At 59.9% G+C, this 15,131-nt stretch carries 12 protein-coding genes; 7 read left to right on the forward strand and 5 right to left on the reverse strand.

The window, feature by feature from the left end; genetic code table 11:
• Window positions 1–14: 14 nt before the first annotated feature.
• The 4 genes from acnD to ACZZ0B_RS16880 form a co-directional block, all read right to left on the reverse strand.
• Window positions 15–2,609 carry a Fe/S-dependent 2-methylisocitrate dehydratase AcnD gene (acnD, locus tag ACZZ0B_RS16865; RefSeq protein WP_463545822.1) on the reverse strand — a complete coding sequence of 865 codons (2,595 nt, stop codon included), beginning with the start codon at window positions 2,607–2,609 and terminating at the stop codon, window positions 15–17.
• 175 nt (window positions 2,610–2,784) lie between these two features.
• A complete protein-coding gene (prpC, locus tag ACZZ0B_RS16870; RefSeq protein ID WP_463545823.1) occupies window positions 2,785–3,912 on the reverse strand; it encodes a bifunctional 2-methylcitrate synthase/citrate synthase in 1,128 nt (375 codons plus the stop codon).
• 95 nt (window positions 3,913–4,007) lie between these two features.
• Window positions 4,008–4,898 carry a methylisocitrate lyase gene (gene prpB / locus ACZZ0B_RS16875; RefSeq protein ID WP_463545824.1) on the reverse strand — a complete coding sequence of 297 codons (891 nt, stop codon included), beginning with the start codon at window positions 4,896–4,898 and terminating at the stop codon, window positions 4,008–4,010.
• A complete protein-coding gene (locus tag ACZZ0B_RS16880) occupies window positions 4,895–5,617 on the reverse strand; it encodes a GntR family transcriptional regulator (RefSeq protein WP_172828118.1) in 723 nt (240 codons plus the stop codon). The genes prpB and ACZZ0B_RS16880 overlap by 4 nt, the downstream gene beginning before the upstream one ends.
• A gap of 347 nt (window positions 5,618–5,964) precedes the next feature.
• Between ACZZ0B_RS16880 and rloA the strand changes: the two genes are divergently transcribed.
• The 4 genes from rloA to pabB all read left to right on the forward strand — a co-directional run bounded on the left by rloA (window position 5,965) and on the right by pabB (window position 10,586).
• Window positions 5,965–6,501 (forward strand): retropepsin-like aspartic peptidase RloA, encoded by a 537-nt coding sequence (gene rloA / locus ACZZ0B_RS16885; protein ID WP_008081000.1) that lies wholly within the window; start codon window positions 5,965–5,967, stop codon window positions 6,499–6,501.
• Window positions 6,502–6,506: 5 nt separating this feature from the next.
• Window positions 6,507–8,042, forward strand: a complete 1,536-nt coding sequence (gene rloB / locus ACZZ0B_RS16890) for an osmotic stress tolerance membrane protein RloB (protein WP_008080999.1) — start codon at window positions 6,507–6,509, stop codon at window positions 8,040–8,042.
• Window positions 8,042–9,028 (forward strand): alpha-L-glutamate ligase-like protein, encoded by a 987-nt coding sequence (locus ACZZ0B_RS16895; RefSeq protein WP_440095657.1) that lies wholly within the window; start codon window positions 8,042–8,044, stop codon window positions 9,026–9,028. The genes rloB and ACZZ0B_RS16895 overlap by 1 nt, the downstream gene beginning before the upstream one ends.
• A gap of 214 nt (window positions 9,029–9,242) precedes the next feature.
• Window positions 9,243–10,586 (forward strand): aminodeoxychorismate synthase component I, encoded by a 1,344-nt coding sequence (gene pabB, locus ACZZ0B_RS16900; RefSeq protein ID WP_463545825.1) that lies wholly within the window; start codon window positions 9,243–9,245, stop codon window positions 10,584–10,586.
• A 128-nt stretch (window positions 10,587–10,714) separates the two neighbouring features.
• On the opposite strand, the gene thrH is transcribed toward pabB, so the two are convergent.
• On the reverse strand, window positions 10,715–11,332 hold the full coding sequence (gene thrH, locus ACZZ0B_RS16905) for a bifunctional phosphoserine phosphatase/homoserine phosphotransferase ThrH (RefSeq protein ID WP_463545826.1): 618 nt from the start codon (window positions 11,330–11,332) through the stop codon (window positions 10,715–10,717).
• 164 nt (window positions 11,333–11,496) lie between these two features.
• Here thrH and ACZZ0B_RS16910 point away from each other — a divergent pair, with 164 nt between their 5' ends.
• The 3 genes from ACZZ0B_RS16910 (at window position 11,497) to ACZZ0B_RS16920 (ending at window position 15,131) form a co-directional block, all read left to right on the forward strand.
• Window positions 11,497–12,231, forward strand: coding sequence for a phosphoadenylyl-sulfate reductase (locus ACZZ0B_RS16910; RefSeq protein ID WP_034152888.1), 735 nt, complete (start codon window positions 11,497–11,499; stop codon window positions 12,229–12,231).
• A 577-nt stretch (window positions 12,232–12,808) separates the two neighbouring features.
• The gene (locus tag ACZZ0B_RS16915; protein ID WP_463545827.1) at window positions 12,809–14,347 is read left to right on the forward strand and encodes an NCS1 family nucleobase:cation symporter-1; all 1,539 of its coding nucleotides are present in this window, start codon (window positions 12,809–12,811) and stop codon (window positions 14,345–14,347) included.
• Window positions 14,348–14,402: 55 nt separating this feature from the next.
• Window positions 14,403–15,131: an aspartate/glutamate racemase family protein gene (locus ACZZ0B_RS16920; RefSeq protein WP_463545828.1), complete on the forward strand. Its 729-nt coding sequence runs from the start codon at window positions 14,403–14,405 to the stop codon at window positions 15,129–15,131.

Consider the following 15,131-nt stretch of genomic DNA (forward strand, 5'->3'; position numbering starts at 1 on the left):
CCACATCAGTTGATTTAAACGGCAACCGCCGACTCTTCAAGGAAGTCCTGAGCGAAGCGTTGCAATACGCCGCCGGCCTCGTAGATCGACACTTCTTCAGCGGTATCCAGACGGCAAGTCACCGGCACATCAACGCGCTCGCCGTTCTTGCGATGGATCACCAGCGTCAGGTCCGCGCGCGGTTTGCGCTCGCCGATCACGTCGTAGGTTTCGCTGCCGTCGATGGCCAAGGTGTGACGGTCGGTGCCTGCTTTGAACTCCAGCGGCAGCACGCCCATGCCCACCAGGTTGGTGCGGTGAATGCGCTCGAAACCTTCTGCGGCAATCGCCTCAACGCCGGCCAGACGCACGCCTTTCGCCGCCCAGTCACGGGACGAACCCTGACCGTAATCGGCGCCGGCGATGATGATCAGTGGCTGTTTGCGCTCCATGTAAGTTTCGATGGCTTCCCACATGCGCATGACTTTGCCTTCCGGCTCGACACGCGCCAGCGAACCCTGTTTGACCTTGCCGTTTTCCACGACCATTTCGTTGAACAGTTTCGGGTTGGCGAAGGTGGCGCGCTGTGCAGTCAAGTGGTCGCCACGGTGGGTGGCGTAGGAGTTGAAGTCCTCTTCCGGCAAGCCCATTTTCGCCAGGTATTCGCCAGCGGCGCTGTCGAGCATGATCGCGTTGGACGGCGACAGGTGATCGGTGGTGATGTTGTCGGGCAGCACCGCCAGCGGGCGCATGCCTTTGAGCGGACGTGCGCCGGCCAGAGCGCCTTCCCAGTACGGCGGACGGCGGATGTAGGTGCTCATCTCGCGCCAGTCGTACAGCGGCGTGACTTTCGGGCCGGTGTCTTCGTGGATGGCGAACATCGGAATGTAGACCTGGCGGAACTGCTCAGGCTTGACCGAAGATTTCACCACCGCATCGATTTCTTCGTCGCTCGGCCAGATGTCTTTCAGGCGGATTTCCTTGCCGTCGACCACGCCCAAGACATCCTTCTCGATATCGAAACGGATGGTCCCGGCGATGGCGTAAGCGACCACCAGCGGCGGCGAAGCGAGGAACGCTTGTTTGGCGTACGGGTGGATGCGGCCGTCGAAGTTGCGGTTGCCCGAGAGCACCGCAGTCGCGTACAGATCGCGGTCGATGATCTCTTGCTGGATCAGCGGATCGAGGGCGCCGGACATGCCGTTGCAGGTGGTGCAGGCAAATGCTACGACGCCGAAACCGAGCTGCTCCAGCTCAGTGGTCAGCCCCGCTTCGTCAAGGTACAGCGCGACGGTTTTCGAGCCCGGCGCCAGCGAGGATTTCACCCACGGTTTGCGGGTCAGGCCGAGCTTGTTGGCGTTGCGCGCGAGCAGGCCAGCGGCGATGACATTGCGCGGGTTGCTGGTGTTGGTGCAACTGGTGATGGCGGCGATAATCACCGCGCCGTCAGGCATTTGCCCTGGGACTTCCTCCCACTGACCGGAGATGCCTTTGGCCGCCAGATCCGAGGTCGCGACGCGAGCGTGCGGGTTGCTCGGGCCGGCCATGTTGCGCACCACCGAAGACAAATCGAAAGTCAGACCGCGCTCGTATTGCGCGCCTTTCAGGCTGTCTACCCACAGACCGGTGAGCTTGGCGTACTGCTCGACGAGCTGCACTTGCTGATCCTCACGACCGGTGAGTTTCAGGTAATCGATGGTCTGCTGGTCGATGTAGAACATCGCCGCCGTGGCGCCGTATTCCGGGGCCATGTTGGAGATGGTCGCGCGGTCGCCGAGGGTCAGCGCAGCGGCGCCTTCGCCGAAGAACTCGAGCCAGGCGCCGACGACCTTCTGTTTGCGCAGGTATTCGGTCAGCGCCAGCACCATGTCGGTGGCAGTGATGCCCGGTTGCAGCTTGCCGGTCAGTTCGACGCCGACGCTTTCTGGCAGACGCATCCACGACGCGCGACCGAGCATCACGCTCTCGGCTTCGAGGCCGCCAACACCGATGGCGATCACGCCCAAGGCATCGACGTGCGGGGTGTGGCTGTCGGTGCCGACGCAGGTGTCAGGGAACGCGACGCCTTCACGTACCTGAATCACCGGAGACATTTTCTCCAGGTTGATCTGGTGCATGATGCCGTTGCCAGGCGGGATCACATCAACGTTCTTGAAAGCCTTTTTGGTCCAGTTGATGAAGTGGAAACGGTCTTCGTTGCGACGGTCTTCGATGGCGCGGTTTTTCTCGAACGCCTGGGCATCGAAACCACCGGCCTCGACCGCCAGCGAGTGGTCGACGATCAGTTGCGTCGGCACTACCGGGTTGACTTGCGCCGGGTCGCCGCCCTGCAAGGCGATCGCGTCGCGCAGGCCAGCGAGGTCGACCAGAGCGGTCTGGCCGAGAATGTCGTGGCACACCACTCGCGCCGGGAACCATGGGAAGTCGAGGTCGCGTTTGCGCTCGATCAGTTGCTTGAGCGAATCGGTGAGCGTGGCCGGGTCGCAGCGACGCACGAGGTTTTCCGCCAGCACGCGGGAGGTGTACGGCAGGGTGTCGTAACTGCCGGGCTGAATCGCCTCGACCGCCGCGCGGGCGTCGAAATAATCCAGAGGGCTGCCGGGCAGGGTTTTGCGGAATGCTGTGTTCATCGGGTCAGGACTCGGGTCACGGTGGTTGCAAAGGGTGATGCCTTCTCGCCGATCCCCCTTGTAGGAGCTGCCGAAGGCTGCGATCTGTTGATCTTGATCTTGAAAACAAAGATCAAAAGATCGCAGCCTTCGGCAGCTCCTACAGGGATTGCGATCAGCGGTTGGCACTCACCATTCAGCGACGTTCGATTGGCACGAACTTGCGCTGTTCGACGCCGACGTATTCGGCGCTTGGGCGGATGATGCGATTGTTGGCGCGTTGTTCGAACACGTGCGCGGCCCAGCCGGTCAGGCGCGAGCAGACGAATATCGGCGTGAACAGCTTGGTCGGAATGCCCATGAAGTGATACGCCGAGGCATGGTAGAAATCGGCGTTGGGAAAGAGTTTTTTCTGTTCCCACATGGTCTTGTCGATCGCTTCCGAGACCGGAAACAGCACCTTATCGCCGACTTCGTCAGCCAGCTGTTTCGCCCAGCCCTTGATCACTTCGTTGCGCGGGTCGCTGTCCTTATAGATCGCGTGGCCGAAGCCCATGATCTTGTCCTTGCGCTCAAGCATGCCGAGGGTGCCTTTGATCGCGTCTTCCGGCGACGAGAAGCGTTCGATCATCTCCATCGCCGCTTCGTTGGCGCCGCCGTGCAGCGGGCCACGCAGCGAACCGATGGCGGCGGTGACGCAGGAATACAGATCGGACAGCGTCGAGGCGCAAACGCGGGCGGTGAAGGTCGAGGCGTTGAATTCGTGCTCGGCGTAAAGGATCAGCGAGACGTTCATCACTTTGACGTGCAGTTCGCTCGGCTTCTTGTCGTGCAGCAGGTGCAGGAAGTGGCCGCCGATGGTTGGCTCGTCGCTGACGCAGTTGATGCGCTTGCCGTCGTGGCTGAAGCGATACCAGTAGCACATGATCGCCGGGAATGCGGCGAGCAAACGGTCGGTCTTGTCGCGCTGTTCGGAGAAGTCTTTCTCCGGTTCGAGGTTGCCAAGGAACGAGCAACCGGTGCGCATCACGTCCATCGGGTGGGCGTCGGCGGGGATGCGCTCGAGGACTTCCTTCAGCGCTTGCGGCAGGTCGCGCAGCTTGCTCAGCTTGCCTTGGTATTCGTCGAGTTGCGTCTTGGTCGGCAGTTCGCCGTAAAGCAGCAGGTACGCGACTTCTTCAAATTGCGCGTCGGCTGCCAGTTCGCGCACGTCGTAGCCGCGATAGGTCAGCCCGGCACCGGCCTGGCCCACGGTGGACAGTGCGGTTTGCCCGGCAACCTGGCCACGGAGCCCGGCGCCACTGAGTACTTTTGCTTCGGCCATTTCTATCTCCAATCTTGAATTTGTTAGGGAGTGTGGCGAAAAGATCGCAGCCCCTTGCACTGTAGGAGCTGCCGCAGGCTGCGATCTTTTGATCTTTATTTCTTCGCAGCAAACAACGCATCGAGCTTCTGCTCGAACGTGTGGTAATCGATACGATCGTAAAGCTCCATGCGAGTCTGCATGGTGTCGATGACATTCTGCTGCGTACCGTCGCGACGGATCGCCGTGTAAACGTTTTCCGCAGCCTTGTTCATCGCACGGAACGCCGACAGCGGATACAGCACCAGCGACACGTCGGCACCCGCCAGTTGCTCGGTGGTGTACAGCGGCGTCGAGCCGAACTCGGTGATGTTGGCCAGAATCGGCGCTTTCACACGGTTGGCGAACAGCTTGTACATGTCCAGCTCAGTGATGGCTTCCGGGAAAATCATGTCGGCGCCAGCCTCGATGCACGCTGCTGCGCGATCGAGTGCCGATTCCAGACCTTCCACCGCCAGCGCATCGGTACGCGCCATGATCACGAAGCTGTCATCGGTGCGCGCATCCACGGCGGCTTTGATGCGGTCGACCATTTCCTGCTGGCTGACGATCTCTTTATTAGGACGGTGGCCACAGCGCTTGGCGCCCACCTGATCCTCAATGTGAATCGCCGCCGCGCCGAACTTGATCATCGACTTGACCGTGCGCGCCACGTTGAACGCCGACGAGCCGAACCCGGTGTCGACGTCGACCAGCAGTGGCAGATCGCAAACATCGGTGATGCGGCGCACATCGGTGAGCACATCATCCAGACCGGTAATGCCCAGATCCGGCACGCCGAGCGAGCCTGCAGCCACCCCGCCACCGGACAGGTAGATCGCCTTGAAACCGGCGCGCTTGGCCAGCAACGCGTGATTGGCGTTGATCGCGCCGACCACCTGCAATGGATGCTCGCTGGCGACCGCATCGCGGAAACGCTGGCCTGGAGTGCTGTGCTTGGAACTCATGACTCACCTCGTTCAGTGGCTGTCTTATTGTGGGCGCCGTCCTGGTAGTGACGGGCGATGTTACGTTTCGAGGCGCCGATGTGACGGCGCATCAACAATTCCGCGAGTTCGCCGTCACGGTCGGCGATGGCATCGAGAATCCGGTGGTGTTCGGCAAAGGCCTGGCGCGGACGGTTCGGCGTTGTAGAAAACTGGATGCGGTACATGCGCACCAGTTGATACAGCTCGCCGCAGAGCATCTGCGTCAGCGTGCGGTTGCCGCTGCCCTGGATGATCCGGTAGTGAAAGTCGAAATCGCCTTCCTGCTGGTAGTAGCCAACGCCGGCCTGAAACGCCGCGTCGCGTTCGTGGGTTTCCAGTACGCGACGCAGTTCGTCGATTTCTTCGACGCTCATGCGTTCGGCCGCCAGGCGGCAGGCCATGCCTTCGAGGGATTCGCGGATTTCATAGAGTTCGAGCAATTCGGCGTGGCTGAGTGAGACAACCCGTGCGCCGACGTGCGGTACACGCACCAGCAGACGCTGGCCTTCCAGCCGGTGGATCGCCTCACGCAACGGCCCACGGCTGATGCCGTAGGTGCGCGCCAGCTCCGGCTCGGAGATCTTGCTGCCCGGGGCGATCTCGCCTTTGACGATGGCCGCCTGAATACGCCGGAAGACGTTTTCCGAGAGCGTCTCGGAATCGTCGCCGCTGATGACCGGGGGATCGAGTTGATCCAACATGATTGTCGACACCTTTAAATCCAATGCGGCAAAAACTAGCTAATTCAGCCGTATCAGTCAAAGGATAAATAGGTATTGTCGACAATCGTCTAATAACCTTAAAAGAACGCAGCCTGCGGCAGCTCCTACAGGGATCAGTGTAGGAGCTGCCGAAGGCTGCGATCTTTTGATCTTCCATAGACCGCCCCCAGCGCTGGCGCCATAAAACCACCGTGCTAGAATGCCGCCCGCATTTGCTGGCCATTTGTACGGCTTGTCATAAAAAGCTGATAGGCACACGAAGGGCCTTGCGCAAGTTTTGCCAGGGACCTGAACCGACAACGGAACGCTGCGCACCAGGATTTATGAGACTCAAGCCCTTCCCCACATTCTTTGCCCTGTTTTGCCTGCCCGGCCTTGCCGCCGCGGGGGAAAAAACCGTGTACGGCCTCAACGAATACGCTTCGCTTGACGGCATCAATCTCGAAGTCGCGGCCAAACTCGACACCGGCGCGAAAACCGCCTCGCTGAGTGCCCGCGATATCAAACGCTTCAAACGCAACGGTGAATCCTGGGTGCGCTTCTACCTGGCCATCGACGCTGCGCATTCGCACCCGATCGAACGGCCGCTGGCCCGGGTCAGCAAGATCAAGCGCCGCGCCGGCGACTACGACCCGGAAGAAGGCAAGAAGTACACCGCCCGTCCGGTGATCGAGCTGGATATCTGCATGGGCACGGCGCTGCGCAGCATCGAAGTGAACCTGACCGACCGAAGTGCGTTCCAATATCCGCTTTTGATTGGCTCCGAGGCGCTGAAACGCTTCGACGCGCTGGTCGACCCCAGTCTTAAATACGCTGCCGGCAAACCCGCCTGCACCATCGCCGCTCATACCGCCGAGTAATTTCCATGCGTTCTCTAACCTTCCACCTGAAAATCCTGATCACCATTCTGGTGCTGCTGGGCGTTTCGGTTACGGCCTATCAGATTTTCGTGCTCGGCATCCCGGTGACCGAAGACGCGACCGACGACTTGTGGAACATCGACGCCAAGGTCGAGTTCGTCGCCAGCACCAAAGACCCGGTAAAGATCCAGATGTTTGTGCCGCCGTTGAGCCGCGACTACGTCAGCCTCAACGAGAGTTTTATCTCCAATAACTACGGTGTCGCCGTGAACCGTGTCGACGGCAACCGCAAGGTGACCTGGTCGGCGCGCCGGGCCAAGGGCAACCAGACCCTTTATTACCGTCTGGTGCTGACCAAGCGATATACCGCGGAAAAAACCAAGATCAAAGGCCCGACCTTCCGCGACAGCATCGCCATCGAAGGCCCGGAAAAAATCGCCGCTGAAGCCCTGCTCGCGCCGATCCGCCAACACTCCGCCGACGTTGAAACTTTCATCGGCGAAGCGATCAAACGCGTCAACAACCTCAACGATGACAACGTGAAACTGCTGCTGGCCGGCGATCCGTCGACCGCGCACAAAGCCAAAATCGTCGAACTGCTGCTGTCGATCGCCCACGTCCCGGTGGAAAAAGTCCACACCATCCGCCTCGTCGCCGACCAGCCGCAAATGCCCGAACTGTGGCTACGCAGCTTCAACGGCAACGACTGGCTGTACTTCAACCCGGAAACCGGCGAGCAAGGCCTGCCGACCGATCGCCTGCTGTGGTGGACTGGCGATGAAAACCTGATCACCGTCGACGGCGGCAAGAAAGCCAACGTGACCTTCAGCCTGAACAACAGCGAGATGAACGCGATTCGTCTGGCCAAGCTCACGGACGAAAACACCGACGCCAACTTCCTTGAATACTCGCTGTACGGCTTGCCGCTGCAGACCCAGCAGACTTTCATGATCATGGTGATGATCCCGATCGGCGTGCTGGTGATTCTGATCCTGCGCAACCTGATCGGCCTGCAAACTCTTGGTACGTTCACCCCGGTGCTGATCGCCCTCGCCTTCCGCGAAACGCAACTGGGCTTCGGCATTCTGTTGTTTACGGTGATCACGGCGCTGGGGCTGTCATTACGTTCGTATCTGGAACACCTGAAGCTGCAAATGCTGCCGCGATTGTCGGTGGTGCTGACCTTCGTCGTGGTGTTGATCGCGGCGATCAGTCTGTTCAGCCATAAACTCGGTCTGGAGCGCGGCTTGTCCGTGGCGCTGTTCCCGATGGTGATTCTGACCATGACCATCGAACGCCTGTCGATCACCTGGGAAGAACGCGGCGCCAGCCATGCGATGAAAGTGGCGATTGGCACGCTGTTCGCGGCGTCCCTGGCGCACCTGATCATGACCGTGCCTGAGCTGGTGTACTTCGTGTTCACCTTCCCGGCGATCCTGCTGATTCTGGTCGGCTTCATGCTGGCGATGGGTCGTTATCGCGGCTACCGCCTGACCGAACTGGTGCGCTTCAAAGCTTTCCTGAAGAAGGCTGACGCCTGATGTTCGGTTTCTGGAAGACCTGGAAGGCGCTGGAAGCGCGCGGCATCATGGGCATCAATCGGCGAAACGCCGACTACGTGCTCAAGTACAACAAGCGCAGCCTGTACCCGATCGTCGATGACAAGATCATCACCAAGGAACGCGCAATCGAGGCCGGCATTCACGTGCCGGAACTGTATGGCGTGATCTCCACCGAGAAGGAAATCGACAAGCTCGGCGAGATCATCGGCGGGCGCAGCGACTTCGTGATCAAGCCTGCGCAGGGTGCTGGCGGTGACGGCATTATCGTCGTCGCCGACCGTTTCGAAGGCCGCTATCGCACGGTGTCGGGCAAGATCATTGCCCACGAAGAGCTGGAGCATCACATCTCGAGCATCCTCACTGGCCTGTATTCACTGGGCGGCCACCGCGACCGGGCGCTGATCGAATACCGGGTGACCCCGGATCAGATCTTCAAAAGCATCAGCTACGAAGGCGTGCCGGACATCCGCATCATCGTCTTGATGGGCTATCCGGTGATGGCGATGCTGCGCCTGCCGACCCGGCAGTCCGGCGGCAAGGCCAACCTGCACCAGGGCGCCATCGGCGTTGGTGTCGATCTGGCCACCGGTCTGACCTTGCGCGGCACCTGGCTGAACAACATCATCACCAAACACCCCGACACCACCAACGCGGTGGATGGCGTGCAACTGCCCTACTGGGACGGTTTCATGAAACTCGCGGCCGGCTGTTATGAGCTGTGCGGACTGGGTTACATCGGTGTGGACATGGTGCTCGATCAGGAGAAAGGCCCGCTGATTCTCGAGTTGAATGCGCGGCCTGGGTTGAATATTCAGATTGCCAATGATTGTGGGCTGACGTTGCGTACGCATGCGGTTGAAGCGCGACTGGAAGAGTTGAAGGCGCGTGGAGTGACGGAGACGGCTGAAGAGCGCGTGGCGTTTACCCAGGAAATGTTTGGGCATATTCCTGCGGTCGAGGGCTGATCCGAAACCGAGTCGAGGCCATCGCGAGCAGGCTCACTCCTACAGGGGAATGGATTCCAAATGTAGGAGTGAGCCTGCTCGCGATGGCTCATTCATAGTCACCACATAATTCAACCCTGCCGCCAATCTGCCAATCCCCGACATCCCCTCTAGGAGCAAATCGCCCGGAGGACTACAATCCCCACCCCGCCTCAACGGCCGATCTGCCCCGCCCATGCTGACCTGTTCCGTACACCCGCTGCCCTACCGCGCCAATCCCGCCGACTACTTCGCGGCCATCCGCAACGCCCCCGGCGCCGTGCTGCTCGACAGCGGCCGGCCAAGTGCCGACCGTGGCCGTTATGACTTGCTCAGCGCCTGGCCGCTGGAACAACTGTCGGTGCTGCCGGACGAGAGCGGCAGCCGTTTCCTGCAACGATTGCGCGACAACTTAAGTCGCCTCGGTGAGGCAGATTTGCCTGCGGGTTTCGAGCTGCCGTTTGCTGGCGGTTTGATTGGCTACCTGAGCTACGACTTCGGTCGGCATCTGGAACACCTGCCGAGTCACGCCGGCGATGACCTGCAATTGCCGGACGCGCGTTTCGGGTTGTACGACTGGGCGCTGATCAGCGATCACCAGACGGCGACCAGTCAATTGGTCTTTCACCCGTCCGTGATCGACAGCGAGAAACAGCGGCTGATTTTGTTGTTCACGCAGCCAGTCGTTAGTGCTTTAACCCCGTTCAAGCTCAACAACCCGATGGCCGCCGACCTCGCGGCCGACGATTACCGTCAGGCCTTCGAACGCATTCAGCATTACATTCAGGCCGGCGATTGTTATCAGGTCAACTTCGCCCAGCGCTTTCGCGCGTCGTGCCAGGGCGATCCGTGGCTGGCCTACTGCAAATTGCGCGAAGCCTGCCCGACCCCGTTCTCCGGTTTCCAGAGCTTGCCCGACGGCGGCGCGGTGTTGAGCCTGTCGCCGGAGCGCTTTGTCAAAGTCAGCCAGCGTCAGGTCGAAACCCGCCCCATCAAAGGCACTCGCCCGCGAGGTCTCACGCCGGCCGAAGACGCTGCCAACGCCGCCGAACTGCTGGCCAGCCCCAAGGATCGCGCGGAAAACCTGATGATCGTTGATCTGCTGCGCAACGACCTCGGCCGCACCTGCCGCATTGGTTCGGTGCGGGTGCCGGAGTTGTTTAGCCTGGAGAGCTATCCGAACGTGCATCACCTGGTCAGCAGCGTGACCGGCGAATTGGCGGACGACCGCGATGCACTGGATTTGATTGCCGGCAGCTTCCCCGGCGGCTCGATCACCGGCGCCCCGAAGATTCGTGCGATGCAGATTATTGATGAACTGGAGCCGACCCGGCGCGGATTGTATTGCGGCTCGTTGCTGTACCTGGACGTGCGCGGCGAGATGGACAGCTCCATCGCGATTCGCAGTCTGTTGGTCAAGGATGGGCAGGTGTGCTGCTGGGGTGGTGGCGGGATTGTTGCGGATTCGGACTGGCAGGCCGAGTATCAGGAGTCGATCACCAAAGTCAGAATCCTCCTCGAAACCCTGCAAAACCTCTGAGTAATGATCGTTCCCACGCTCCGCGTGGGAATGCATCCCGGGACGCTCGGCGTCCCATCCAAAGCCGAACGCGGAGCGTCCGTTGAGGCATTCCCACGCAGAGCGTGGGAACGATCATTTAGCCAGGCTTACAGGCTGAGGTCGCGGTTGGAGGCTTTGAGGAATTCCTGCTTAAGGTCGGCGAAGGTGTGCACCGCCGGAAACTGCGGAAACTCGCGAATCACATTCTCCGGCGCATGGAACAGAATCCCCGCATCGGCCTCGCCCAGCATCGTCGTATCGTTATACGAATCCCCCGCCGCAATCACCCGGTAATACAGGCTTTTGAACGCCAGCACCGACTGGCGCTTCGGATCTTTCTGGCGCAACTGATAGCTGGTCACCCGCCCGGTGTCGTCAGTAATCAGACGATGGCACAGCAACGTCGGGAAGCCCAACTGACGCATCAGCGGCTGCGAGAACTCGTAGAACGTATCCGACAGAATCACCACCTGAAAGCGCTCGCGCAGCCAGTTGACGAACTCCACCGCGCCGTCCAGCGGCTTCAGCGTGGCGATCACTTCCTGAATGTCCGAGAGCTTCAAGCCATGTTCATCAAGGATGCGCAGACGCTGCTTCATCAGCACGTCGTAATCGGGAATGTCCCGGGTGGTGGCCTTGAGGGAGTCGATTCCGGTTTTTTCGGCGAAGGCGATCCAGATTTCCGGCACCAACACCCCTTCAAGATCCAGGCAAGCAATTTCCACAAGACACTCCCGTTTGTATTGATTATTTGAGTCGAGCGAGGCCGAACTCTAGCGGCTCAAATCCACTCGCGCAACGCACAGCACGCCCCGAGCCACGCAGCTTTTTGTTACCATCGGCCTCATATAGAGCGCCCAGCGCCACCGACCTGTAGGAAGCCGCCCTGATGAGTGCAACGTTCGACGTCGTGGAACTCGCCACGACCTATGCCAACAAATCCGCGCAAGACATTCTCAAACTCGCCTTTGCCGAGTTCGGCGATGACTTGTGGATATCTTTCAGCGGCGCCGAGGATGTGGTGCTGGTGGACATGGCCTGGAAGCTCAACAAGAACGTCAAGGTGTTCAGCCTCGACACCGGCCGCCTGCACCCGGAAACCTATCGCTTCATCGATCAGGTGCGCGAGCACTACAAGATCGACATCGAACTGGTGTCGCCGGACTACACGAAACTGGAACCCTTCGTGAAGGAAAAAGGCCTGTTCAGTTTCTACAAGGACGGTCACGGCGAATGCTGCGGCATTCGCAAGATCGAGCCGCTGCGGCGCAAATTGTCCGACGTCAAAGCCTGGGCCACCGGCCAGCGCCGCGACCAGAGCCCGGGCACTCGCAGTGCCGTGGCAGTGATGGAAATCGATACAGCGTTCTCCACCCCGGAGCGCACGTTGTACAAGTTCAATCCGTTGGCGCAGATGACCAGTGAAGAGATCTGGGGTTACATCCGCATGCTCGAACTGCCGTACAACAGCCTGCATGAGCGCGGTTTCATCAGCATCGGCTGCGAACCGTGCACCCGCCCTGTCCTGCCGAACCAGCACGAGCGCGAAGGCCGTTGGTGGTGGGAAGAAGCAACGCAGAAAGAGTGTGGGCTGCATGCCGGTAACATCATCAGTAAGGCGTAACTCCCTGCCGCGCTGATTTCCCCCTGTAGGAGTGAGCCTGCTCGCGATAGCGATGTATCAGCCAAAAAATTCATCGGCTGATAGACCGCTATCGCGAGCAGGCTCAATCCTACAATGTTATGCGGAGCCATCAGAAAATTTGTACACACGACTGTCACCATCGGTGCCATTTATGTGTGCACTTTTTTGTTTCCGCGCCCTGAAAAGTTACATCCCGCCTGAAAAACCCCCGCTTCCGCCCGCCGTAAAAATCCCCCACAAAAAATAAATACCTGTTCAATCGGTCAATTTATAACCACTTATTTTCAGATACTTAGCGTGCTTCGATAACTTTTCGAAATGAGCACGGCTGTGCATAGATCGCCAACTGGCACAAAACTGGCTTAAGTGCATACATGTTTTGTATACAAAACTGCAAAACATAAACACTTTCGATCCGCAAGCCTGAAGCGCCCTATCCCGTACAGGCTGCAGATGCCCCGTAACCAGTGATGCTTTCACTGCCGCGACGAAGATTTGTCGAGCCTGACGGCTTATGCACAGTCATCGCGGCCCTGAACATCAGGAGCCTGCCGGAATGCGTACAAGTCTCTCGAATAACATCGCGCTGAATCTGCCCGCCTCTGCCCTTGATCAACCGTTGCCCTACGACGGTCTGAGCGAGCCGTTACAACTCAGCCCCCGTTTGCACAACAGCGACCTGGCGCCCACCAAGGCTGAAGGTCGACGCTGGGGCAAATACAGCATCTTCGCCCTGTGGACCAACGATGTGCACAACATCGCCAACTACTCCTTCGCCATCGGCCTCTACGCCTTGGGCCTGGGTGGCTGGCAGATTCTGCTGTCGCTGGGGATCGGCGCGGCGTTGGTGTACTTTTTCATGAACCTGTCCGGTTACATGGGGCAGAAAACCGGTGTGCCGTTTCCTGTCATCAGCCGGATCAGTTTCGGCATCCACGGCGCGCAAATTCCTGCACTGATCAGGGCGGTTATCGCCATCGCCTGGTTCGGCATTCAGACGTATCTGGCGTCTGTGGTTTTGCGAGTGCTGCTCACGGCGGTGCACCCCGGTTTCGCCGAATACGACCACAACTCGATTCTCGGGCTGTCGACGCTGGGCTGGGCATCGTTCGTGGCGATCTGGTTCGTGCAACTGGCGATTCTCGCCTACGGCATGGAAATGGTGCGCCGCTACGAGGCGTTCGCCGGGCCGGTGATCCTGCTGACTGTCGCCGCCCTCGCCGCATGGATGTACTTCCAGGCCAACGCGACCATCGCCTGGTCGATCCGCGAGCCGCTGACCGGCGGCGAGATGTGGCGCAACATCTTTGCCGGCGGTGCGTTGTGGCTGGCGATCTACGGCACATTGATCCTCAACTTCTGCGACTTCGCCCGCTCTTCGCCATGCCGCAAGACCATCAAGGTAGGAAACTTCTGGGGTTTGCCGGTGAATATTCTGGTGTTCGCCGCGATTACCGTGCTGCTCTGCGGTGCGCAATTTCAGATCAATGGCCGGATCATCGAAAGCCCGACCGAGATCATTGCATCGATTCCCAACACCTTCTTCCTGGTCCTTGGTTGCCTGGCATTCCTGATCGTCACCGTTGCGGTGAACATCATGGCCAACTTCGTCGCCCCGGCCTTCGTCCTCAGCAACCTCGCGCCGAAGTACCTGACCTTCCGCCGCGCCGGATTGATCAGCGCCACCATCGCCGTGCTGATCCTGCCGTGGAATCTCTACAACAGCCCGCTGGTGATCGTCTATTTCCTGTCCGGCCTCGGCGCCCTGCTCGGCCCGTTGTACGGGGTGATCATGGTCGACTACTGGCTGATCCGCAAAGGCCGGGTCAACGTCCCGCAGCTCTACAGCGAAGATCCCAACGGCGCTTATTACTACAGCCACGGGGTCAATTTCCGCGCTGTCGCGGCGTTTATTCCTGCGGCGTTGATCGCCATCGTCCTCGCGCTCGTTCCCGGTTTCCACAGCGTTTCGCCGTTCTCCTGGCTGATCGGCGCCGGGATCGCCGGAATGCTCTACCTGATCATCGCCAAGCGTCAGCCGCACTACGCCGACATCAGTGGCGAATCGATTGCGGTCGACAACGTCTGCCATTAACTCCCTCGCGGCCCGGATGTCGGGCCGCAGAACTGCCCGCTATAAGGATTTCCCCATGCGTATTCTCGTGGTCAACGTCAACACCACCGAGTCCATCACCCAAGCCATCGCCCGCTCGGCGCAGGATGTCGCTTCACCTGGTACTGAAATCGTCGGTTTGACGCCGTTTTTTGGCGCCGACTCGATTGAAGGTAATTTCGAAAGCTATTTGGCCGCCATCGCCGTGATGGATCGGGTGATGTCCTACGATCAGCCGTTCGACGCAGTGATTCAGGCCGGCTATGGCGAGCATGGCCGGGAAGGCTTGCAGGAATTGCTCAACGTGCCGGTGGTGGACATCACTGATGCGGCGGCGAGTACCGCGATGTTTCTGGGCCACGCGTATTCGGTGGTGACCACGCTGGATCGCACCGTGCCGCTGATTGAGGATCGGTTGAAATTGTCTGGCCTGTGGGATCGTTGCGCATCGGTGCGGGCCAGTGGCTTGGCGGTGCTGGAATTGGAACACGAGCCGCAGCGTGCGCTGGAAGCAATCGTGCATCAGGCAGAGTTGGCGGTGACGCAGGATAAAGCCGAGGTGATTTGCCTGGGTTGCGGCGGCATGGCCGGGCTGGATGAGCAAATTCGTCGACGCACGGGTGTGCCAGTGGTGGATGGCGTGACGGCGGCGGTGACGATTGCCGAATCGCTGGTGCGCTTGCGCTTGTCGACGTCCAAGGTGCGGACTTATGCGACGCCGCGGCCGAAGAACATTATTGGCTGGCCGGGGCGGTTTGCCCGGTAG

The sequence above is a fragment of the Pseudomonas sp. AC247 genome, assembly GCF_979258015.1.